Raw genomic sequence first — 22,809 nt, forward strand, 5'->3', positions numbered from 1 at the left:
AAAGCCGCTGGCGCCTGTTCATTCACCCAGGTTAATAAATTTATCTGGCTAGTCTTTTTCTGATCCGGCTGAGCGATGGCGGTTTTACGCCCACATAGGAAGATATATAGTATTGAGGCAGCCTTGGCACCAGGTCTGCATAGCTATCCAGGAACTGCAGATAACGTTGTTCCGGTTGTTCGCTGTACATAGAACGGACCTTGTGGATGGCCAATACATACAGGTATTCACAGATCAGGCGGCCAAACTTCTGCCCTTCTGCTACATGTGTATATAACTGTTGAAGATCATCATAGGATATACAAAGAATGGTGCATGGCTCAATACACTGAATGCTACTGGACGATGGGGAGTGGTCCAGAAAACTGGCGTAATTACAGGTATATTCCAATTCCTTATTGAAGTCCACTGTCAGGTCTTCCCCATCTTCCTTCGTCACAAAATATCTTACCAACCCTTTCTCAATAAATCCTACTTCGCGACATACCTGTCCTTCCCGCAGGAAAAAATCACCTTTGTTATAGTTACGGGGAATGAATCTTGCAGAAATCCATTCTTTTTCCTCTTCTGACAGTCGTATAAAATAGGATATGTTGTCAATCAGTTGTTGGTTCATTTGCAGTGTTTAAAAGAGTTTCGCGGGATAAACGGTATTCCGGAACCAATATCCCGGCAGCTAAAATAAGATAAATCAGCATTGACTAAAAATGTCGTTTTCATACTATCTGAAAATGCGCCTGTCAGCTAATTTTGTAAAAGCATATAAAATAATTGTCTGACTGTAGCATTTTTGAAATCCACCGTTTTGGTAGTGATTGTCTGTCGATTCCACCATGCCTTATTTTATTGTTTCACCCACTAAACCCAGTTTTCCATGAGAATCAGTTTTATTACACGCACCTGTGCGCTACTGATGTTTGTTTTCCTGTCCTGCAAGAAGGATGCAGCTATCAAAGAAAATGAACCAGCAGAAAAAGACAACGCTGTCAAAGTCGTAGATGGCGTACTGCACTTTTCCGACTATCAGGTCTATGTACAGACCATGTTATCCATTAATTCGATGTCAGCAGAGCAAAGGACTGCCTGGGAAAAACAGGTAGGATTCACGTCTCTGAGATCGGTGTACGACAAGTTCAACAAAGAACTGGACCAAATGGAAGCCATCCGCGACAAAGACGGCTTCTTTGCAGTGAAGAAAAAATATGAAAACGTTGCAGTATGGAACAATACCGGCACCTCTTATGAGATTAACTGCAGAGGTATTCTTGAAGCTGGTATCGTAAATGCAGATGGTATGGTACAGGTAGGTGATCAGCAGATGCACTACAGCCGTAATATGATCACAGCATCTTCCACAAATGCCCAGGCTGGCAGCAACGCCAGAAAAGATAAAGACCTGGTTATATGGACACGGCAAAACAATCAGCCTCTTTCGGCAGGAATGAGAACTGATCAGCAATCCGCCTATATTGCCTATGGTCAGAATCCCGCAGCCAATCAGCTTTATATGGGAGAAGGCGGTATAAAAAGCGCTCCTCCGATAGAACCTGGTGTGGAAGCAGAAGGATATGCTCAGGTAAAGATCTATAACCTTTTATGGAATGGACAAAACAGAGGTTTTTGTACCCTACGCTACTTTGCTTACCACAGAAACTGGCTCGGTATTATGCGGCAGGTACAAACGATCAGCAGCGGATTCCGGGCGCCAGAGCACTATATTACACTTAGCAATGAAGGAGACAGAGTATTTTATAGTGGCGGTACATTCAATAATCCTGACGCATGGCATAAAGGCCCGAACTGGAACGAGGGATTCTCCGATGAACATGAAGTGGTATTTATTGCATCGGCCGAGCTGAAAAATAACCCAGCCACCATAAGTTTTATTCCTCCCTACCTGAATAATCAGCTTGCCAACGCAGACATTTCGGTAACAGAAAACGGCACTGCCAACAATTACTGGAAACGATATGTACCATTTGGATATCTCGGAATACCGCTCCGTGTTAAGATCCACAGTATAGGCACCCCCCCAAATGCCAAAACACATACTTTTATAATTGAGTTTAACTAGTAATAGTACAGCATAACAGAAAGCCTTCAGATCTTTCCGGATTTGAAGGCTTTCTGCTTTTCATAACACTGAGGAATAAAAAAACATTTTGTTTAAATTTAACCTATGGAAAAAATCACTCCAAGGGATATACGTTATGCTGATCTTGTAGAAAAAAGATTCAACAAGCGCTTTACCGGAAAGCCGGAATATATCTATCTGCCCACCACTGTGCAGGAAGTAGTGGAAGCATTACAGGAAGCGGTGGACAACAAGCGGCGGCCGGTGGTCCGTAGCGGCGGGCATTGTCTGGAAGGATTTGTAGCTGACCCTGCCGCTCAGGTACTTATTGATATGTCGCTGATGACCGATATTTACTATGATGCGGAAAAAGCTGCTTTTGCTGTAGACGCAGGCGCTACCGTGGGTGAGATGTACCGCAGGCTGTTCCTGGGCTGGGGTGTTGTCCTACCTGCCGGTGAATATCCTGGCATCGGTATGGGCGGGCATGTACTGGGCGGGGCTTTCGGGTTCCTTTGCCGGGAATATGGACTGGCTGCCGACTATCTGTATGCTGTAGAACTGGTAACTGTCGATGCTTCAGGAAAAGCACACCGTGTTATTGCTACGCGGGAAACCACAGACCCTCATCGTGAACTATGGTGGGCACATACCGGCGGCGGCGGTGGCAACTTTGGCATCGTAACCCGCTACTGGCTGCGTTCTCCGGATGCCACCGGATCTGATCCTTTTTCTGCACTGCCCAAAGCACCGGCATCCATCACCACCTTCCGGGTGGGCTGGGACTGGAAGACCATTGATGAAGCAGCGTTTTCACGCCTCGCAAAAAATTTCGGGACCTGGTGTCAGCAGCACAGTGCCCCTGATTCTCCCTACAACCAGCTATTCAGCATACTCTTTCTGAATCACCGTAACATAGGCAGACTGGAGATAAAAGGAATTGCCACAGGCCCCAATGCCACCCGGCTCATAGAAGATCATCTGGCCGCCATCGCGGCCCCTGTTGGCCAGCCATATACACAGCAGATAGAGGAAAGCCCCTGGCTGCATTTTGCACTCAATCCATTTCCCGAATTATTTCAGCCGGGCTTTGATAATGTACAGGCAAAAGTAAAAGATGCTTTCTTCCGCAAACCCCTCACCGACAGCCAGATTGCGACCTCCTATCAGTATCTCACGGCGGAAGCAGGTATAGGCGGAGCACTGGGCATGGCCACTTACGGAGGTAAAGTGAACACCATAGCACCGGATGCCACCGCGTCGGCACAACGCGACGCTATCATGGACGTTGCCTGTAATACAGGCTGGATCAGCCCCGAAGGCGCATCCCCCAGCATGTCCTGGGTCCGCAATTTTTATAAAGACCTCTTTCCCGGCTCTGGTGGCGTACCTGTGCCCAACGAACAAACTGATGGTAGCATGATCAACCATCCGGATACAGACCTCGCCGATCCCGAATGGAACCAGTCTGGCATACCATGGCATACCCTCTACTACAAGGAAAATTATCCGCGGCTGCAGCAGGTGAAAGCTAAATGGGACCCGCTCAACATATTCCATCATGCCCTGTCCATACAGGTTGATGATAAATTGTAAGAAGAATACGAGAGATATGAACAGGAATGCTGAATATGAGAAAATGCCCAAAAGCCTGAAAGGCCTTAACCTGTCTGAGAAAGATCTGAACAACCTCAACAAATTAAAGTGGGTAGTAACCGAAAAAATTCATGGCGCGAACTTCAGCTTTGTATATGAAGACCGCAAATTGTTATTTGCTAAACGAAAAGATTACCTTTCCTGGAACGATGATTTTTTCGGGTTTCAGGCGGTGGCAGCTGAAATAGAAGACAGGATGATCAGCCTGTTTGAACAATTAAAACAAGACATCCCCGCACACCGGTATATTATATATGGCGAATTATTCGGTGGGAAGTACCCTCATCCGGAAGTAGCGCCAGCCCCGCATGTCCAGGCCATTCAAACGGGTGTCTACTATAGCCCTTCCATCCGTTTCTGCGCTTTCGATATAGCCATCGAAACAGCCGGAGAGGATTCGAAGCAGTATCTCGACTATGATATGGCAGTAGCCTATTTCGAACGGTTCGGCATCTTTTACGCAAAAATATTATGCTGTGGTAAATGGAATGAGGCCTTAAACTTTGACCTCAGAATCGACTCCCGGATACCAGGCCAGCTACAGCTGCCCGAACTCACGCCCAATCTCATAGAAGGCGTGGTCATCAAGCCCTTAAGCCATTCCGGGCTAACGGGCCTGGCTATACGCCCAATCATCAAATTAAAGAATCCGGAGTTTGATGAAGAAAAGAAATTCCATGAGGCAGAGAAATGGTCCTTTATTCCCAACATCAGCTCCCGGTCGGAAGAACTTTCCTTCCTGGTGGATGAAATGAGCCACTATATTACTGAGAACCGGCTTAACAGCGCCTTGTCGAAGATCGGGCAGCTTGACATCCACAACGAAAAGCGGTTAACGGAGATAAAGAAGGAATTTCAGGAAGATATACTTGTTGATTTCAACGATGACCATGACGATATTCTTTCTTATCTGGATGAGTCTAAAATCCGGTGGCTACGGGATCGCATGGAAGTCCGTATCGCTGAATTTATAGCCCGCTTGAACTCTTAGTTCAGGGGAATACGCACCTCCACTGTTTTACCTGCATCCACTTTGATGTGAGACCATTTCAGAAATGCCGTATATGCCAGCGGAACGGAAGCCTGCCGGTTCGTTTCGGCCATCAGTGAAACAGAGGCGTCGTAGGGTGTTTGATTGGTTACGGCCAGCGTTATAGAAGATTTATCTTTTGAAATGATACGGGCAGTAACATGATCAAAGACATATACTTCTCTTTTGTCTGTATTGACATAAATACCAGGAATTTCCAGCGCCATCAGCATACCTGCCGTTTCTGTCCAGGAATTGCGTGTATTGATAAAATTGCCCACGCTCTCCTTCCCTTCTGCATCGCTGGGCTGTATACGCTCCATAGATGATCCGATGAGGTTATGGGTGGTCAGATGCCCGGGCATGTTCACCGCTTCGGCATGTGCATGTTGAATATCCCGCAGGAGATCAGCATACCGCCTGTTGCCGGTGGCACGGAACAGTTTGAACAGTGCATCGCCGGAAGAAGTACAGATACCCGGCGCGGCGTGTTTGTTCTGGATACTGGCCCATACAGCACCAGCCATATGGCATTGCAGCTGGTCAATAGCGCTGCCGGATGGAAAAACAGGGTCATAGGAAAGCACCCACGTAGCGCAAAGCGCAGCCTGGGTTTCAGCCATCATCAACCAGCGTTGCTGTCCTGAATAATGATACATGGCCATCAGTGACTCCAGAAACCCGAATGCCGATTCTGAATTGGCATCCTGTGAAATGTCCCCACAGTCACCGCCTGTGAGCCCCTGTCTTTCAACATCGCGGAGGTAATAAAAGGCGGACGCATCTTGTGCGATCTTCGTCCATTCTCTGACATGAAAGTAACGGGATGCCATCATCAGGCCTGCCGGCACAATGGCTCCCGCCGTGGAATTAAATACAGCTATCTCCCCTGTTTCGGGAGCAATATATTGTCCGAATTCACCATGCTTTTTCCAGGTAGCGGCAAAAGCCGTAGCCAGGCGTCTGGCCGCCTGCTCCCACTCCGGCCGTATGCTGGCCGCGTATCCCTGCGCTTTCAGCAACAAGAGATGTTTCATCAGCCAAAACAATACATCCCCGTTCTTCCTCACCATAGCCTGCGCCGCTGGAAAGGAAGGATGCATTTTTTCAGAACCCAGCTGTCCGCCGGCTGTAATGGCACCATAGAAATAACCGCTCTTTCCCTGCATAGCGTTTACTACGAAATCAAGTTCCGCAGCAACACGTTGCCGTTCCAGTGTATCGTTCAACGCCAGCATCGGATAGGTGTTGATCATACCGCTTACCCATCCCAGCTGGAAGTCCTGATTGTTCTCCGGCTTATAATAAGCGCCTGCCTTCACTTGTATGAAGTTATTTCTGCAGATGTCTGAAGCGCATTGCAACAGTTTACTCATAGGCAGTATGTTGCGGGGCTGGCCGGGGGCGCCCGGTTCCCCGCGCACCTGCATGAAACGACTTAACACAGCAGGAATACCATCTGCTTCAAATACATATATCCTGAAATGCAGTGTTACTTCATCACCGGCTTTCCAGTCGGGCGCATGGTCACCGCTGGGATGGAAGTCCCCGAAACCTGCTGCCAGTTTTCGTACTACCGGCGCTGTTATACCCATCGTACAGCTGTCCCTGCCGCTATTCTCTTCAATGATAAGACCACTGTTCCCTAAGCGCGTCTGCTGGGTGGTAAGCAGGATAAAGCCTTTCTTTTCGGAAGGCGAGAAAAAGCAGATAGCCGGCGTGGCGGCATTGCCTGTCTGTAATGAAATGAGCGAAGGCGCATTCATTTCTGTTGACAGGCGGGGATTGTTGGATATGGTGAGTGGTGTCTTCGGGTTGTAATACATATCCTCCGGATAGGAAGGATTGTAGCCGTTTCCGATCGCATGGTAACGGTTACCGTTGTACACGGAAGCGGGCACCATCACATAATTATGGGTGCTCCATTTACCGAACTCCAGCGATACGGCGATGGCACTTTGTGCAGCAGTGCCCTGTTCCAGCCTGCATACGGCCTGCACGTCTGTGGCGCCAGGTATGGCCGTGGCAGTTGTTTTCAGCCGCCAGCTGCCATCAACTGTCTGCGCCACATTATTGCGAAATGATTGCTCTGATACCAGGGTAGTACCGTTGAACTGCCGGATACTGAAGTGCAGCGTACCATGCAGCTTTTTAAGCAAGCTGTCCGCCGGAGCCTGTGCAAGCGCCGTCAGACCACAACACAGTAAACATAGTGGCAACAGATACCATCTTCTCATTGTTCTTATCAATTTTTTTTCGTTTATACCCTGGCAGGTCATCGTCACACCGGATAGTACCGGAGAGCCATATCGTGGAATTTATAATATGCTATTATCAGTATTTTACCATACCGGTGTAAAATTCGTATTCATGCGATAGGCATACAAGCCCTTAATTGACCAATATCGGTGCTTTTTTTGCCGCATAGCAAGAGAACAACAGGATGATAAACAAATGCTAAATGTTGCTAAATATTTATACTTTTAGTACCGAAAGATGCCAATTTAATATGCAGTATGTTTATGAAAACTTCACCTTTCCGGCAGACCAATCGTTTACCATCAGGACGGAATGCCTGGAAATAAGGAAGTATACCGCGTTAAAATCACATGTGAACTTTGAGATCGCGCTGCTAGAGAACTGTAGCGGCAAACGTTTTATTGGTGACCACATCCATGATTTTGAGGGTACGGAACTGGTATTGCTGGGAAGTTACCTCCCGCATTGCTGGCAATATTACGGGCTGGTAGATCCCCTGCAACCGCCTACTGCAACAATCGTACATTTTTTTCCCGATTTTCTCGGCAAACAACTACTGGAAAAACCAGAGGCCAGGCAGCTCAACACTCTCTTTGAAAAAGCCGCGAAAGGCGTATTGTTCAAAGGTCCTACCATTACTGCCGCCCGCAACATTATGCAACAGATGTTGTTTAAAACAGGACTCAGCAGAGCAGTACTGATGCTGCAGCTGCTGGACATACTATCGTTATCCTCACATGCAGAAGTACTCTCCTCTCCCTACTTCAATGTGGTGGAGAATTCAGGAGAAGCCAATAAGATCAACAAGGTATTTGATTATATCTTCAGGAATTTTACAGAAGAGATCGTATTACAGGAGGTGGCTGAACTGATTCCCATGTCTCCCGCAGCATTCTGTCGTTTTTTCAAACGTAAAACCAACCGCACGCTGATAGATTTTGTGAAGGAATTAAGAATAGGCCATGCCGCCAAACTATTGCTGCAAGGGCACCATAACGTAGCGGAAGCCTGTTATCAGAGCGGCTATAACAATATCTCCAACTTCAACAAACATTTCAAGGATATCAAAGGTGTATCCCCCCGTGATTTTATAAAACGGTACAACGGGGAGGAAGCTATTATTCATTCCTGAATTCATAAAATGGGGTAGCTTCCACCCAGGTTTCGCCCTGGGCCGTGCCCGCTACGCCCAACTGGTATCCTGCCATCAGGCGATTCCATTCTGCACAGCGCGGGCTGTATGACTCCGCCACCTTTCCCATCTGCTGCAGGTCAGCCCCTGCAGGTGTTACAATCTTCATCACCAGCAGGTGCTGGTATCTGTACAACGTGATTTTTCTATAACCCGCCTTTCTGAAACCAGCTTCTACTTCAGGCCATATCTTCCGGTGATAGTCGAGGTATTCCTGCAGCTTTTGCTCACCGGGAACAATATTCACCACAAAAACCTTTTCCTCCGTTTTTTCTTTTGTACCACAGGCAGCCAGACATGCAACCATTAGCAGCAGGAGTATCTGTATCTTTTTCATATTTATTTCAGTATCAGATAAATGATCAACATTACGGCAGCCAGTATACCCCAGCCCATCCACACTTTCGGAGAAAGCGCCTCCACCTGCCCTTCCGCTGCCTGCGGTGCCCCGGCCGCTTCACCGGATGGAGCAGTCAGCAAGGTAACTACCACCATCAATACCGACAGGCCTGCAAACAAATATACCGACAGCAACAGGAAATGCGGCCAGAAACGTTTATATGGGAAGTTCAGCAGATAACACATACCTGTAATGAGGCAGATGCTTCCTCCTCCGTAGAGCACCGTGTTTACAGCAGCTCTGTTCGTTCTCTTCCAGCAAACGGATGCCAGGAACACCACTGATAATGGCGGCGCCAGAATAGATACCATGCCTTGCGTGATCTCAAACAATCCCTTCCCGGAATGCTGAAATATAGACGCCATGCCTATCGCCAACAGAGAAGCCAGCACAGTGACCCATCTTCCGGCGAGCCGCCGGCCCTTATCATTCATCTCCCTGAACTGTGCAATCACATCCAGCGTAAAAACCGTACTGAAAGAATTCAGTCCCGACGCTACCGTGTCTATCAATGCCGCGATCAGCGCGGCAATACACAGCCCCCGGAAGCCTTCAGGCATCAGTTGTTTCACCAGTGTGATATAGGCGTTGTCGGCAGTTGTAACATCACTGAACAAAATAAAGCAGATAATACCGGGCAGCAGAAAGATAGCCGGTGTTATGATCTTGAGCGCCGCAATAAAAAGTGCACCGTATTGCCCTTCACGGAGATCCTTCGCGCCCAGCAGCTTCTGTACAATTGTTTGATCGGCGCACCAGTAGTAAATAGCCACCACCGGATATCCCGCCAGTACGGCCAGCCATGAGTATTCAGGATCTGAGCTGCCATGCAGCAGTTTCCAGAAATCAGGAGGAAGATGCCGGGAAACGTCCCCGCTCTTTATCACCCTGTTGAAGGCCAGTATTGTCAGGATAAGGGAAGAAACAATAATGATGACCGACTGAAAGATACCTGTGCGTACCACCGCCTTGAAACCGCCTACTGCGGTGTAGCTGGTGGCAATCAGCGCAATCAGTGCCACTGCATATATCTGCGGGCATCCCAGTACCTGTGCAATCACCAGCCCTCCCACATATAATGCGCTGCCCAGCCATACCACCAGTATAGACACCAGGCTGTAGATCACGAGAAAATTATAGGCATTTTTTCCGAAACGGAGCAACAGGTATTGCGGGATAGTGCAGATGCCTGCCGAGAGATAACGGGGCAAAAAGAACATGGCGAGCAGCAGCAGGAATACCCAGGCCAGCCATTCGAAATTGGCCCCCACCACCCCATGTGAAAACCCAAGGCTTGACATGCCTATCAGCATCATCGGACCTGCATTGGCACTGAACATGGAAAATCCCGTCTGCCACCAGCTGAGCGAACGTCCACCCAGGAATATGTCCTGCCCAAGGGTCCTGCTCAGATAAAAACCCAGCATCAAAAGTGAGATGATATAAATCACCAGCACGGTATAATCTAAACCAGTAAGAAACATAAAAGACCATTGTGACACAATCGGTGAATATGCCCAGTTGGTCCATTATCTCACCTGTTGTTACATTCCAGTATATCGCGGTATACAGATGCCGGCAGCGCCCCCTGCCGGAGGCTGGCCAGCGTGCTTTCCAGCTCTGTCCTGTCGGATGCCCCTATCACAATGCTGAAATCATACGGAACATTGAGCAGGAAGCGGTGTGCCAGGGCAGGCAGGGCAAGATGGTTTTCTGTCGCAATCTGCTGTAGCCGCTGTGCCACTGTTATGATACCGATGGGTAACCATTGCGGTGGCTCTTGCTGCCAACGTTGAAAGTTTTTCCCCAACAATCCCATATTCAGCGGACTGGCCGCAAAATAATCAATATTCCTTTCATTACAGCAGGGCAACCTGTCCTGCAAAGCAGCTACATTACAGGCATTCAGCCGGTTGAACTCCATGATCACATCAAAGATGCCTGCTTTTATATGGTGCTCAAACCACACGGGGATGTTCCCTCCCAATCCTATCTTCTGTGTAAGCCCTTTCTGCTTCAGATCCTGCAGCACGGCCACTACCCTGTCTGCTTCCTGCGATGGTACTGCCTCGGGGTCGTGTAGGAACAGGATGTCTACCGCAGGAAGGTCTAATGTTTTCAGCGAGTGGTGCACGCTGTTCATCATCCCGGTGGTAGAATAATCATAATGACCCTGATCTGCGGCATAAGACCTGAGTCTCCCTGCTTTGGTACTAATAGCCGGCAATGGGCCTTTCCATTGTTGCAGCGCTTTTCCCAGATAATATTCTGCATCCCCGTAAGCGGGGGCGGTATCAATGGCTGTGATCCCGCTATCCAGCGCCTGAAGTATAGTGCGAACAGCAGTCCTTTCATCCACTTTACCCCATACGCCCCCAAGACCGGCTGTTCCCAGCACTATACGTTTTGTATCCATTTACTATTGCTGTTTTTCCTGCAAGATAAATACTGCGCAGTCATGACCATCCAGGTTTCCTTTCAGCGCCTTTGTTTCCCTGTTGTTCCAGATATCCATAACCCTGAATGGCTGCCAGAGGTCAAGATCCCGCTTCAGATCAATATCAAAAGTCTGCGCACCTGTATTGCTGTTGAATATACAAACAGCAAAAGCCTTATCCTTCAATGGTTTCAACAGTATCTGCAAGCCATTCCTCTTTACAACGGTCACCGCCTGTTTGCCCAACACGTCCTGGTTGATAGCGATCAGCTGTTTATGGGTAATCAGCCGGAGTATATCAGGTGTGATGTTTTTCAGGTCCATATTGACCATCAGCGGGGCTGCCAGCATACACCATAATGCAAAGTGGGTACGATACTCCGTGAAGGTGCATCCTTTGAAACGTCCGTCAACAGAAGAAGACCGGCCTTTGCCATAAAGACCTACCATCAGCAGGTCCGGATCATTCCAGCCACCGGGGCCTGCATAGGGAGCGAGGTTTTCCTGCTGGCGGAATATTTCCATGATACCGGTGAGGTCGGAGTTATGCGATTCCCATACATCCCGGCTGTCCCAGGTGGTACGCCACAGATGGCCACCTGCGGCCCTGGCCCAGAGCCATGGCCTGCGTTGCCCCCATTCACAGATGGAGTATACGATGGGACGTCCGCATTTTTTCAACGCATCACCCATGCGGCTATAGCGTGTAAAAGCGGTCGCTACGTCTTCCGGCGCATTGCAATAATCATATTTCAGAAAATCGATTCCCCATGCCGCAAACGTGCGCGCGTCCTGCTCTTCGAAATTATAACTACCCGTAACACCGCCACAGGTGAGCCAGGCAGCATCGGAATAGATACCGAGCTTCAGACCTTTTCCATGCACATAGTCCGCGAGATACTTCATGCCATGCGGGAACCTGGCCGGATCTGCATAAAGGTTGTTGTGCTTATCACGGCCCGCCACCCAATGGTCATCAATCACCAGATACTGGTACCCGGCGTCTTTCATGCCATTGGAGGCCATCGCGTCCGCCATGTCCATGATTACCTTTTCACTCACATTTGCTTCAAAAAAATTCCAGCTGTTCCATCCCATAGGCGGGTTAAGGGCCAGCGAATCCCAGGCGCTGTAAGGCGTTTGGGCAAATGATGCCAGGCAGCAAGTCGTTGCTGTAAACAGTAAAAGCATCAAACGGATCTTCTGTTTCATTATTCCCGGAGCGGTTTATTTTAATAAAATACTTAATGGCGCATATGCGCTGATGTTGACTTCCATCTTTTCATTCACCGCAAAAGGTTTTCCTAATGGTGTCCCTCGCAGGTCGCAATAACAGGCTGTCTTAAAGGGATGATGCGGAGGAAGCGTAATAGTACACTTTCCGCTGTTACCTGCCTGCTCCCATAAGCGAAGGACAGTTCCTGTGCCATCAGGGTTTTCAGCGAAGGCGGTCACCATTACCCCTTTCATGGATACCTGCACTCCTGCAGCAACAACAGGCAGCTTTCCGCCTTTGTTATTTACCAGCGTGGCTTTCAGCGGGTAGCGAGATTCTTCTGCCGGTGTGATCACGGCGCTTTCATTGTCATAATGCGCTGTGCTGCGCAGGTATATCCTGGCTGACCATGAACCTTCTATCCACTCTGTAAAATTGGTGCTCCACAGGTTGTTATACAAGTTGATGAAGACATTTGGCTGCTGAGGCACATAGTCTGAAGAGTACTTCCACAGCCCTGGACGGCCGAGGCTTACGCCTGGAGCGTCCGGGGAGAACAAACTCACACCGGCGCCTTTGTCATCGATCACGGCCATCCCTGTATGCAGGAAGCCATAATCCAGGTTGCTGCCTTTCACAAAATCTGTTGCGGGATCAGTTATTCCTCCAAGCCTGCCCAGTCTGAAAGAAGGATGGCTGACATTCAGCGGAAAGCTGATCCATCCTGCCTCCGGCCATGGTTCTGCAGGTTTCCCGTTAATGCTCCATATCAGTTCCAGTTCAGGAGAATTTTCGTATAAGGTGGCCGTGATACTATACCGGTGCTGAACGTTGGCATCAGGCTCAAAAAACATGGTGGCGCTTACACTTACAGGAGAAGACGAAAATACTGTTCTCGCATGGCTCCCTTTTACAGTTATATGCGGACCTGGCGTCAGTGCCGGCCTGCCCAACTCTGCACCTGCCCATTCCTCACGAAATGCTTTTACATAGCTGGCGGTATAATCGTCTGCATCCTGCTTACTGAAACGTTCATATACATATTGCCCGAAACCATACCCGCTGTTGCGGTCTACCAGCTCCCTGCCACTGTTCTTATCCAGCATGGAGGCAATGGCACCATGCTCAGGATCCAGCTGTATGCGGTAGTATTTATTCTCAATGGTGCGGGTAGTTTCATTCATGCTTAATGCCGCTACCATGGGAGCATCCTCTTTTATCAGCTGATAGTTGCGATAACCGGATGCAGGAATATCTTTTGCGATAAACTGTATCACATTATTTTTATTGGATACGGGCATAATCTCTCCCGTTACAATATCCTTTACCGCATTACCCGGGTTCCAGTCGGAAGACACATGTAAGGTGACAAGGCCGCCACGTGTCCATGGTAATGGGTTGTAGACGAAGATCCGCTTGCCGTTCACGCCGGATTCCAGCGCCAGCTCCTGCAACGCGCGGTTAAGATAAGGCGTAACGGTATTCTCTGCTATAAAGACACGGTTGCTCTTTTCTTTCCAGGAAGCTTCAATATCATCATACACACCCTGTGCCCTCATTTGCGCGAAGGCGTCCCCATACGCCCATACCCCGCTCCCAGCGTGGCTCATAGCCATACCGAAAGTATGCTCATTGAACAACAGGTTGTTGTCATATGATTTTTGCAGCGGTGTATTGATACTATATCCTTTGGAAGTCCAGAGGCGATAGAGCGTGTTAATAGATTGCCAGGTGAAGAGGTCTGCGCTTATTTTCCGGTTGCTCTTTACTTCGCGGGGCATTGACATGAAGCCGTGTATCCATGTATCAGGCATGTCTCCCTTCACAACAGGCAGTTGAGGGTTTTCTTTCATGACTGCGTCGTAGAAATCAGAGAGGCGCCCTACCCTGACCCTGGCGTTGGGAGCCAGTTTATGTGCATCTGCGATGATCCGGGCCACCTCTTCCGGAGATGGCGGGCCGTCGTTATCATTTGTCTGCATCAGCGCCAGCCATGTTTTACAGGGCCAGCCGGGCGGAGGGAGCAGTGAGGTGCCGTAGTTCTTCGCCCAGTACATGGTCATCAGCCTGGAACTGTCGGGGCCCTGCCACCAGAACAGCAACGGCAGCTGCGGTGATTGAGATGCCGGATTACAGCCGATATGCAGCATCTCTACCCCGGCATGTGTGAGCAACGTAGGCAGTATCCAGGAATGACTGGGCACATCCGACATCTTCGCATCGCGGGGTAACGGTAATCCTGCATTACGCACCAGACCGGAGGAGATGTTCATGCCACGCACCAGCATCTCCGGGTCCGCTGATTCCGTCTGTATGCTGAATGGCAACGCATGCACGGCAAAGTTCCCGTTGGAGAGCGCCTGCTTCACCCGTGTGGCCACTGCCGGATCACTGCGTTGCAATATCTGCTGCATAGGCCAGCCTGAAACCGTCCATACAAATTTCCTGTTTGCAGCCTGTGCCTTGCTTTTGTCTACCACTTCCAGGGCATGTTGTATCATGCTGGTGCTGTACTTCTGTACAACAGCTTCGGCAAAATCGGTATAGCCGATGTCAAAATGCGTTTTGAAGACAAGGATGATCTCCCTGACGGCAGTGTCTTTCTGCGTTGACTGTGCGCCGGATGTCATTACGGAGAACAACGGCCACAGTAACAATACGTGGAATTTACAGTTTCTGATAAACATTATGTTTATATGTTCGAACAAATATAATAATTCCAATCAGAAACAGCGGCATTAAATTTTCTCCGCCCGGCCTGTTACCGGCACTACCAGTTCGAGCCTGATTTTCTCATCCTGTGCAGGGTGTAACGCCGCCACAGAGAATGAACGCTGGCCATGCGCAATCCGTAAGGCTTTGTTCACTGCCACCTGTTCCAGCGGTCTACGGCCATTATCAGCCACATACAGCTTACCATTTTTGCAGATGATAAACTGCCCTGCTTTTATTTTTTTATCAATCAGCAGTTCGGTATTGCCTGCCCATATGATCTTAATACCATTAACAGTAGCGTCTTTAGGGCCAGTGACTTTGATAGAAAATTCCAGCGGCTGATCACCGAACTCGTTCTGCAAAGTGACCGCTGCCGGCGCTGAGGTACAGGCCAGTTCCGGGAACCTGTTTTCTTTTACAGTATACAGCAGGAAGGCGTTGGTCCCTGTTTTCTCCAGATGGAATTTATAGTTCAGGTCTTTGAGCTTTTCTTTTATCGTCGTGCTGAATTTATTGGCGGCCCTTGCCTCTTCCCAGGTGTGGAACGCCTTGAATATAGCTGCTTTTTCAGCGCTGGCCTCTACGGCCTGCTGGCTCAGACCCAGCATGTACGTGGCATTCCAGCCGATTGATTTCGCCTCGAGGTTCTCTGCATCATACAGGCTCCAGTCTGACTGATAGTTTTGGATACCGAATGTAGCGGGGAAATAGCTGCTTTCAAAAACATAGCGCATGTCTTTTCCTTCAATACCCCATTTATTCAGTACCGGACTGAACATATGATCACCGCCACCCACATTGCAGACGCTCATATAATGCCAGCTGCCTTCCTGTACAGCGCTACCCATTACACGGAGATATTTTCCGCCGTTACGGTAATAGCTGTCGAAAAGCCCGCGGAAAAAGCGTTTGAAGGAGTATTGACCATGCCCCTGGTACATACAGCTTTCCAGGCCATCGAAGTCGATGTAGTCCATTTTGCCTTCTGTCAGCCATTTACCGTAGTAGTCGGCGTAAACATCCTGGAGTTGCATATCGGGTGCAAAGCCGCGGTAGCAGTTGGGTTGCAGCTTTACAATAGTGGTACCGGTTTTGTAAGTTCCACGCACAGTATGATGAAAACCTCTTTTTACTTTCAGGAAAGTATAGGGAGATGTATGGGTGATACCTTCGTATTCAATCAGTTCCTTACCTATCTTCAAAACATTGGTATGATTACCTTCCCAGCCACCGAATTCATGGAAATAGGCCGTATCAGCCACTGTGATGATGGTATCTTCCGGTAAAAGATCTTTTGTAATCACTGTACGTTGCATGATGGCGAGGTGGTCGTTGGGTACGGGAGCCACATCGCTGTTATCATCTGGCTGCAAAAACTCGCAGAGCGTGTGCAGCCCGTAACGGATACCGTTCTGCTGCATCAGTGCGCCAAATGCGGGGATGCTCATAGGAGCCGATCCTGTAAAACTTATTGGCTTTGTCTTCCAGCGGTTTGACGGATTGGGATAATATTCACCCCATCCTTCATCCTGCACGCCTTTGATATTAAGTTGATTGGCATAAGTGGCCAGACTGTCGTGAGGTCCCCACCAGGCTATATCAGGACGGAATCCTGCCGGGTCCTTAATCCATTTACCATCGATGGTAGGATGCGGTAGTCCTTCGGCCAGTACAATTTTTTCTATCGTATGCAGGCCCAGCGAATCGGGGCAGGCATACAGTGCGATGGAGGAACCGATAAAATCCGCATCTGCAGGCGTTACCAGCTGATACCTGGCAGAGTTGGCCTTGCCTTCAATTCCATCCGGGTAATCCGGGAACCGGATCATCTGTTCCTTGCGACGATCCCTGGAATGCATGCAGATGCTTGCACCATAAGCTGGCTCCAGCTTTGCGCCGTTGCCGTAATTCATTCTGAAATATTCTTCCGGCTGGGAATAAAAGGCCACGTCGTTCACGCCGTCACCACCGATGCTGAAAGTCTGTCCTTCTTTCAGGTGCGCCGGCAGCGGATATTTTGCAGGATCGGGAGAATGAATAAAGTAATACATGAATGACATGTCCCCTTCACTGGGCGCTCCGCTGGTAGTGTTATCATCCAGCCCCAGGAGCCCAAATGCAAACTCCCTGTTCCTTACCACCCCGATCACATCCCCTATCAGCGCGTTGATCGTTGTTTTATACGGGCCCCATACGATATTGTCAATGTTATTCCTTGGGGTTAGTGACAGCAGTTTGAATTTAAGGTATTCCGCTTGCTGGTCAATCCTAATCCTGGCTTCGGCTCCGTTGGCATATTTGAGTGAGAGCTCTTTCTTTTGCTGAGAATAGGCTGCCTGGACAGGCAAGATGTATTGTTTCCCGGCGTAAAGGCTCATCAGTGCGGAACTCAGCCCCCGGGGACAATACTCCTGTCCGTTTTTTCTGTTCCTGACGGAAGATATAAACCCCTTGTTATCGATCGTAACAGTTGCGTACTTCGTCTGCAAAATGGTGGATTGTGCGTGAAGACACACCGTATACAACACTAATGATAACAGTACCGTTACCTGTTTTAATCCCCTGAAATTCATTTATAAAAATTTAGATAGTCACCTCAAAAATACCACTGGTAAATCCCAACTAATTAACAAGATATTATCCAATGTTGATGATTTATTTGCCCATCCCTTATCGGCCCCTCTTTCCGGGAAAAGTATATAAAGCAGCGCGCTGGTGTCTGTAAACAGCCACCAGCGCGCCAAAGCCCCTCGCCAAAACGGGGGGCTTTGCAAAATCTGTTTCCCTGCCCCGAGAGAAACGGTCAGATCACTTAAACAATCATTTATTGCATAGGATCGAAATCGCCTCCCCAGTTATTATTCTGTTTAAATAAGGGGTTTCGGTCCATAATCGACTTAGGAATGCCGTAAATATAATATTGGTCTTTGATGGCGATATCAACAGCATCAGTGGTAATCACGGTAGCAGTAAATCTGTTCCACACTGTATTTATATCTGACAGCGGACTTACATCCGGTTGACCAGCTTTCAGCAATACTGCGATGCCATGGCGCTGAGGCAAGGCTCTCAGGTAATCAAACATTTTCCAGCGGCGTAAATCATCCATACGCTTACCTTCAAAACAAAACTCTACGAAACGTTCTTTCTGAAACGCTTTCCGAATATCGGGCTGCGTGGCGGCTGTAATACCGTAATTATTGAGCGTACCGGGTAAAACGCCTGCACGGCCCCTGATCTGTTTTAATACATCCAATGCCACTGAGGTATTGCCTACTTCATTGGCACATTCGCCATAATTCATTAAGACTTCTGCATAACGGATTTCAATCCAGTCGACTGCTGCATTATACACCGTGCCTTTATCAATCGTTTTATCGATGGCTTTTATGCGATAAAAACTTGAATTAGACCACAGGGGATCCTGTGTAACACTGTTATGCACACCTTCCAATCCGGTGGTACCACTGTAGTTTGTTATACTGGTGAAATAAGTCCACAGATAGGTTTTATCATCGCGCATTCCCTTTAAATACTGGTTGGGCGCTCCGTTATAATAGATATTGGCGTAGAAGCGGTCATCTCTGTTGAAAGACAGTGTATCATAGCTTCTTGCCTGTGATTCCCAGGCGGAGCCATCTTTCATAGGGAAAGCATTTACCAGTTCCAATGAAGGCCGGTCGGCGCCCAAATCATCTTTAGACCAGTTCAGCGGAATCAGGCCCCCCTGGAAATAGGTTGCCTGCGGATAGTTGTATCGACGCACCATTACCACTTCCTTGTTTAACTCATCATCCCAGATTTTGCTATATGTGCTATACAATCCCTTACCATGTGCATCTAAAAATTCCTTGGCTGCTTTATTGGCATCGAATGCCTTTTGCCAGGAAGCGATGCCGCCTAAGCCATTAAACAAAGGGCTGGCATAAAACAATAATACTCTTCCTTTAAAAGCCATGGCCACACCTTTATCTATCCTGCCCATATCATTGTCTGTAAAAGCGTCGGGCAGTAAGGCAATCGCATTATCCAGATCTTTTAAAATCTGTGTTACACACTCTGATGTTTTATTGCGGGGTTTCTGCAGCGTTGTCAAATCTGTAGTAGGAGCCTGTGCATCCAATATCAGCGGCACGCCACCATAATTGCTCACCATACTATGATAAGCCCAGGCTCTCCAGAACAGCGCCTGCCCTTTGATCTTATCTTTATCTGCCTGACCAAATGCAGCTTTGTCGATATTGCCTAACAGGATATTAATGGTGCGTATATCACTATATATACCAAAGGTATTTCGTGAGTCGAAGGTGGCGGTACCTCTCAACCAATCATTGGTTTGTTTTTGATAGGGAACCCCTTCATCTGTTCCGTTGGCGCCGCCATAGGTATTTCCTGGCATCAGCTTTCCATAAATCTGATTTAAATAAGCAGTGGCCATATTTACATCCGACCATACCTGGTCAGGGCCCACGGCAGAAAGATTCGTTTTATCAAGCACCTTATTACAACCTGCCAATAAGAAGGAAGCGCAAAAGGTGAGTATCGCTTTATTTAACTTATTCTTCATTTTTTTACTTTTTATTGTAACACACTTTTCTACAATCTGATATCAATACCAGCGGTAAAAGTTTTCGTCGTAGGATAGCTCATGAATCCTTTTATCTCCGGATCATATAACTTAAACTTCGTTATATTAAACAGGTTAGAACCTGCCACAAAAACCCTCACGTCTTTAATAGACAATTTGTTTAACACGATTTCAGGTAGTTGGTAGTTAAGGTTCAGGTATTTCATCCGCAGGAATCCGCCGTTATATACGTTGAAGTTGGAAGTCCAGGTATAGCCGGCAGAATGCGGATCGCCCGATGGATATATTTTTGGCGTAGAACCGTTGGGGTTATCGGTAGTCCATGAATCAGCATGGTATTGCGGCACCTTTCCTCCGCCACCGAAATTTCTACCCCAGGGGTCATTGTAAAACAGCTTATATCCTGTAAGACCGGAGAATAAAGCCTCCACGGAAAAACCTTTATACGTCAATGATATATTCAGTCCATAACTAATAGGTGCATTGTCTGCTCCGAAATATTTACCCAGCACTACCTGGTCGTAGTCGTCTACTTTATTATCGGGTTTTCCGTTCGGGCCACTTAAATCCGCCAGCAACATATCACCTATAGCTGGTGCCACACCATTGACGGTATAACCGGCCGGTAATTTATTCAAATCATCCTGTGTGCGTATGATACCCAAAGCCTGGTAGCCATAGCCATATGACAGCGTTTTACCAATTGGGTTCGCGTAGTCTTGCGTATTGGCTGCCACATCTTTCCTGATCACCTTATTGGTAGCATACGTGAATACGCCTTTCACATTGTAGCTGAAGTTTTTGCCGATGTTGTTATTGTAACCCAGCTCCACTTCAATACCGTTGGAATTCACTTTTCCGTAATTTTCCGGCGGTAAAGTTGAGCCAAACTCATTAGGAATAGCCAGTATACGAGTGCCTAATATGTCATACGACTTCCGTTTCCAATAGTCGAAACTGAATCGGATATTTTTATGTATCGTCGCATCCACTCCGATGCCAACAGAATTAGATTTTTCCCAGGTCAGGTTGCTATTGGGAAGACCTCCGTATGATAAGCGTGGAGCAGGAGTACCGGTAGCACCGAGAAAATAGCTACCACTTGAAATAATATATTGCTCCATCCATCTCCATCTGGCGTTAGGATCGTCTTTATCCAGGATGTCATTACCGGTGGTAGCGTAGGAGCCTCTCAGCTTCAGGAAATCCATACTACGACCAAGCGCGGATGACTGGAAAAATCCTTCTTTGGAGATTACCCAACCCGCAGATACCGATGGAAACCAACCCCATCGTCTGTTGGGAGCAAAGTTGGTAGAGCCATCTCTTCTGACAGAAGCACTGAAAAGGTATTTAGCATCATAATCATAATTCAGTCTTCCGATGTAGGACAATCTTCCAATCTGACCTTCATTACCGCCTGTTGACCAATCGGCGTTGTTGGCGCTGGTGTATAAAAACTGATCCATTGGGATGAGCGGGAAGTTATATCGCGTCAAACTAAATTTGTTCGAGTAACCTTCGTACTGCTCATACACAAACAATGCTCCCAGGGTATGTTTGCCGAATGTCCGGTCGTAGTTAATCTGCGTATTCAATTGGTATGCATCCGACTTCTCGTATGTATTCCCTAAATACGGTGTACCCGGATCTCCGCTTAATACGGAACCCACCAGTGAATCTGTGTAAATCAGGCCATTAGGACCGGTTTTCTTAAAATTATACAGCGTCTGTTTCTTCGCAAAGGTTTTTACATAGCTGTTGTCAAAGTTCCTACTGTAGGTTCCTTTTACACTCAGCCCCTCCACAAAAGGTATTTTATACGCTGCAGTAATCAAGGCATCTACCTGCTGATTGTTGTTACGCCAGTAGCCTCCATTTCTCATCATCTCTATAGGATTGCCCAACCAACCCGGATTATTCGGTTTACCATTTATATATGGCATGGCAAATACATCCCAGTACAATAGTTTACCCCAGAGATTATTCAGGTCGTCGGAACCATAATCGTATGTAAAGTTGAATCGATTTTGGGTACCGTAGCTGGTACCCACATTTAAGCCAAGGGTAAGGTTTTTCACCAGGTTAGCCTGTACATTACCCCGCAGGTTATATTTTTTATAGGATACCTGTGGAAGGAAACCATCTTCATTCACATAGGAACCTCCAATGTACGCCCTTATCTTTTCATTACCTCCCGAAGCGCTCAGTGCATACCGCTGACTGGAAGGATTGGTATAGGCGGCTTTGTAATAGATGTCACCGTTGGGATTATTTTTTAACACCCAGTTGATTTCTTCATCACTCAGGCCCCCATTCACGGCTTTGGTCAAATTCAGTCCATCTTTCACTGGCATGTATTGGGGCATCGCGCCTACGCGTTGCGCGTTATAAGTGGCATTGAAATTTATCACCGCCGCACCACTCTTACCGGTTTTTGTGGTTACCAGGATGGCACCGTTGGACGAGCGGGAGCCATAGATAGCCGCGGAAGAGGCGTCTTTCAGAATGGTAATATCCGCCACTTCATTAGGGTCCAGTGCGTCGAAACTTGTTTTATCCCTTACGACCCCATCAATCACATACAAAGGCTCCACGGCACTGTTACTAAAGGAAGAGCGGGCCCGGACTTTGACCGTTGAACCAATGCCAGGTGTACCTGTCGGTGAACTGATAAAAACACCGGATAAACGTCCTGCCAGCGCATTTGATAAGTTAGTAGTGGGAACAAGCGCTATATCCTTCGCATTCATGGAAGAAACAGCAGCCGTCATTTTAGTCTTTTTCTGCGTACCATACCCTACTACTACCACATCTGACAGTTCTGTAGCAGCCGTGTGCAATTTAATGGTCAGCGGAGTAGTGCCGGCCACCGCAAAAGCAGTGCGAAAACCGGTCATCGTTATTTTCAGCCGGCTGCCAGGAGGGGCATTTAACTCAAAGCGCCCTTCCGCATTGGTAATGACCCCGTTTTTAATATTCCCTTCCTGGTTGATTGTTGCGCCAGGCAGTGGCGCTCCCACGGAATCGGTCACCAGACCTTTGACACTCACTTTGTTCTGGGCATACGTACCCGTAGCCTGTAGGACAATACACAACAATGCGATCGCCCAAAGAAACGATTTAGATTGGTTCATAAATTAAATTAAATAGGTAGCTAATAATTTGTGGAATTACTCATTCATTGTTCAGCCAATAATGTGCTCAGATAACGTGAAATAACATTGTATGTAAAGCTCCTT

14 protein-coding genes are annotated in these 22,809 nt (G+C 47.9%); 4 read left to right on the forward strand and 10 right to left on the reverse strand.

Translation table 11 applies throughout. The features are described from left to right. Positions 1 to 40 precede the first annotated feature (40 nt). Positions 41 to 616 carry a Crp/Fnr family transcriptional regulator gene (locus KD145_RS05670; protein ID WP_212004936.1) on the reverse strand — a complete coding sequence of 192 codons (576 nt, stop codon included), beginning with the start codon at positions 614 to 616 and terminating at the stop codon, positions 41 to 43. Between the two features lie 258 nt (positions 617 to 874). Between KD145_RS05670 and KD145_RS05675 the strand changes: the two genes are divergently transcribed. The 3 genes from KD145_RS05675 (at position 875) to KD145_RS05685 (ending at position 4,721) form a co-directional block, all read left to right on the forward strand. After that, a complete protein-coding gene (locus KD145_RS05675; RefSeq protein ID WP_212004937.1) occupies positions 875 to 2,074 on the forward strand; it encodes a DUF4848 domain-containing protein in 1,200 nt (399 codons plus the stop codon). Positions 2,075 to 2,179: 105 nt separating this feature from the next. Then, complete coding sequence (locus tag KD145_RS05680; protein WP_212004938.1) at positions 2,180 to 3,670, forward strand: FAD-binding oxidoreductase; 1,491 nt, start codon at positions 2,180 to 2,182, stop codon at positions 3,668 to 3,670. Between the two features lie 16 nt (positions 3,671 to 3,686). Beyond that, positions 3,687 to 4,721, forward strand: coding sequence for an RNA ligase family protein (locus KD145_RS05685; RefSeq protein ID WP_212004939.1), 1,035 nt, complete (start codon positions 3,687 to 3,689; stop codon positions 4,719 to 4,721). Here the strand turns inward: KD145_RS05685 and KD145_RS05690 are convergent. Then, a complete protein-coding gene (locus tag KD145_RS05690; protein ID WP_212004940.1) occupies positions 4,718 to 6,997 on the reverse strand; it encodes a hypothetical protein in 2,280 nt (759 codons plus the stop codon). The genes KD145_RS05685 and KD145_RS05690 overlap by 4 nt on opposite strands. A 272-nt stretch (positions 6,998 to 7,269) precedes the next feature. On the opposite strand from KD145_RS05690, the gene KD145_RS05695 reads away from it, so the two are divergent. Beyond that, positions 7,270 to 8,151 (forward strand): AraC family transcriptional regulator, encoded by an 882-nt coding sequence (locus KD145_RS05695; RefSeq protein ID WP_212004941.1) that lies wholly within the window; start codon positions 7,270 to 7,272, stop codon positions 8,149 to 8,151. Here the strand turns inward: KD145_RS05695 and KD145_RS05700 are convergent. The 8 genes from KD145_RS05700 to KD145_RS05735 form a co-directional block, all read right to left on the reverse strand. After that, on the reverse strand, positions 8,138 to 8,548 hold the full coding sequence (locus KD145_RS05700; protein WP_212004942.1) for an L-rhamnose mutarotase: 411 nt from the start codon (positions 8,546 to 8,548) through the stop codon (positions 8,138 to 8,140). The genes KD145_RS05695 and KD145_RS05700 overlap by 14 nt on opposite strands. A 2-nt stretch (positions 8,549 to 8,550) precedes the next feature. Then, positions 8,551 to 10,095 (reverse strand): SLC5 family protein, encoded by a 1,545-nt coding sequence (locus tag KD145_RS05705; protein WP_212004943.1) that lies wholly within the window; start codon positions 10,093 to 10,095, stop codon positions 8,551 to 8,553. 50 nt (positions 10,096 to 10,145) lie between these two features. After that, positions 10,146 to 11,027: an aldo/keto reductase gene (locus KD145_RS05710; RefSeq protein ID WP_212004944.1), complete on the reverse strand. Its 882-nt coding sequence runs from the start codon at positions 11,025 to 11,027 to the stop codon at positions 10,146 to 10,148. A gap of 3 nt (positions 11,028 to 11,030) precedes the next feature. Beyond that, positions 11,031 to 12,260 carry a glycoside hydrolase family 27 protein gene (locus KD145_RS05715; RefSeq protein ID WP_212004945.1) on the reverse strand — a complete coding sequence of 410 codons (1,230 nt, stop codon included), beginning with the start codon at positions 12,258 to 12,260 and terminating at the stop codon, positions 11,031 to 11,033. 15 nt (positions 12,261 to 12,275) lie between these two features. After that, on the reverse strand, positions 12,276 to 14,951 hold the full coding sequence (locus KD145_RS05720) for a glycosyl hydrolase-related protein (protein WP_212004946.1): 2,676 nt from the start codon (positions 14,949 to 14,951) through the stop codon (positions 12,276 to 12,278). A 51-nt stretch (positions 14,952 to 15,002) separates the two neighbouring features. After that, positions 15,003 to 17,552, reverse strand: a complete 2,550-nt coding sequence (locus KD145_RS05725) for a hypothetical protein (protein ID WP_212004947.1) — start codon at positions 17,550 to 17,552, stop codon at positions 15,003 to 15,005. A gap of 251 nt (positions 17,553 to 17,803) precedes the next feature. After that, complete coding sequence (locus KD145_RS05730; protein WP_212004948.1) at positions 17,804 to 19,546, reverse strand: RagB/SusD family nutrient uptake outer membrane protein; 1,743 nt, start codon at positions 19,544 to 19,546, stop codon at positions 17,804 to 17,806. Between the two features lie 29 nt (positions 19,547 to 19,575). Then, positions 19,576 to 22,704, reverse strand: coding sequence for a TonB-dependent receptor (locus tag KD145_RS05735; protein WP_212004949.1), 3,129 nt, complete (start codon positions 22,702 to 22,704; stop codon positions 19,576 to 19,578). Between the last annotated feature and the right edge of the window lie 105 nt (positions 22,705 to 22,809).

Origin of the sequence: Chitinophaga sp. HK235 (assembly GCF_018255755.1) — a bacterium.
Taxonomy (GTDB): Bacteria; Bacteroidota; Bacteroidia; order Chitinophagales; family Chitinophagaceae; genus Chitinophaga.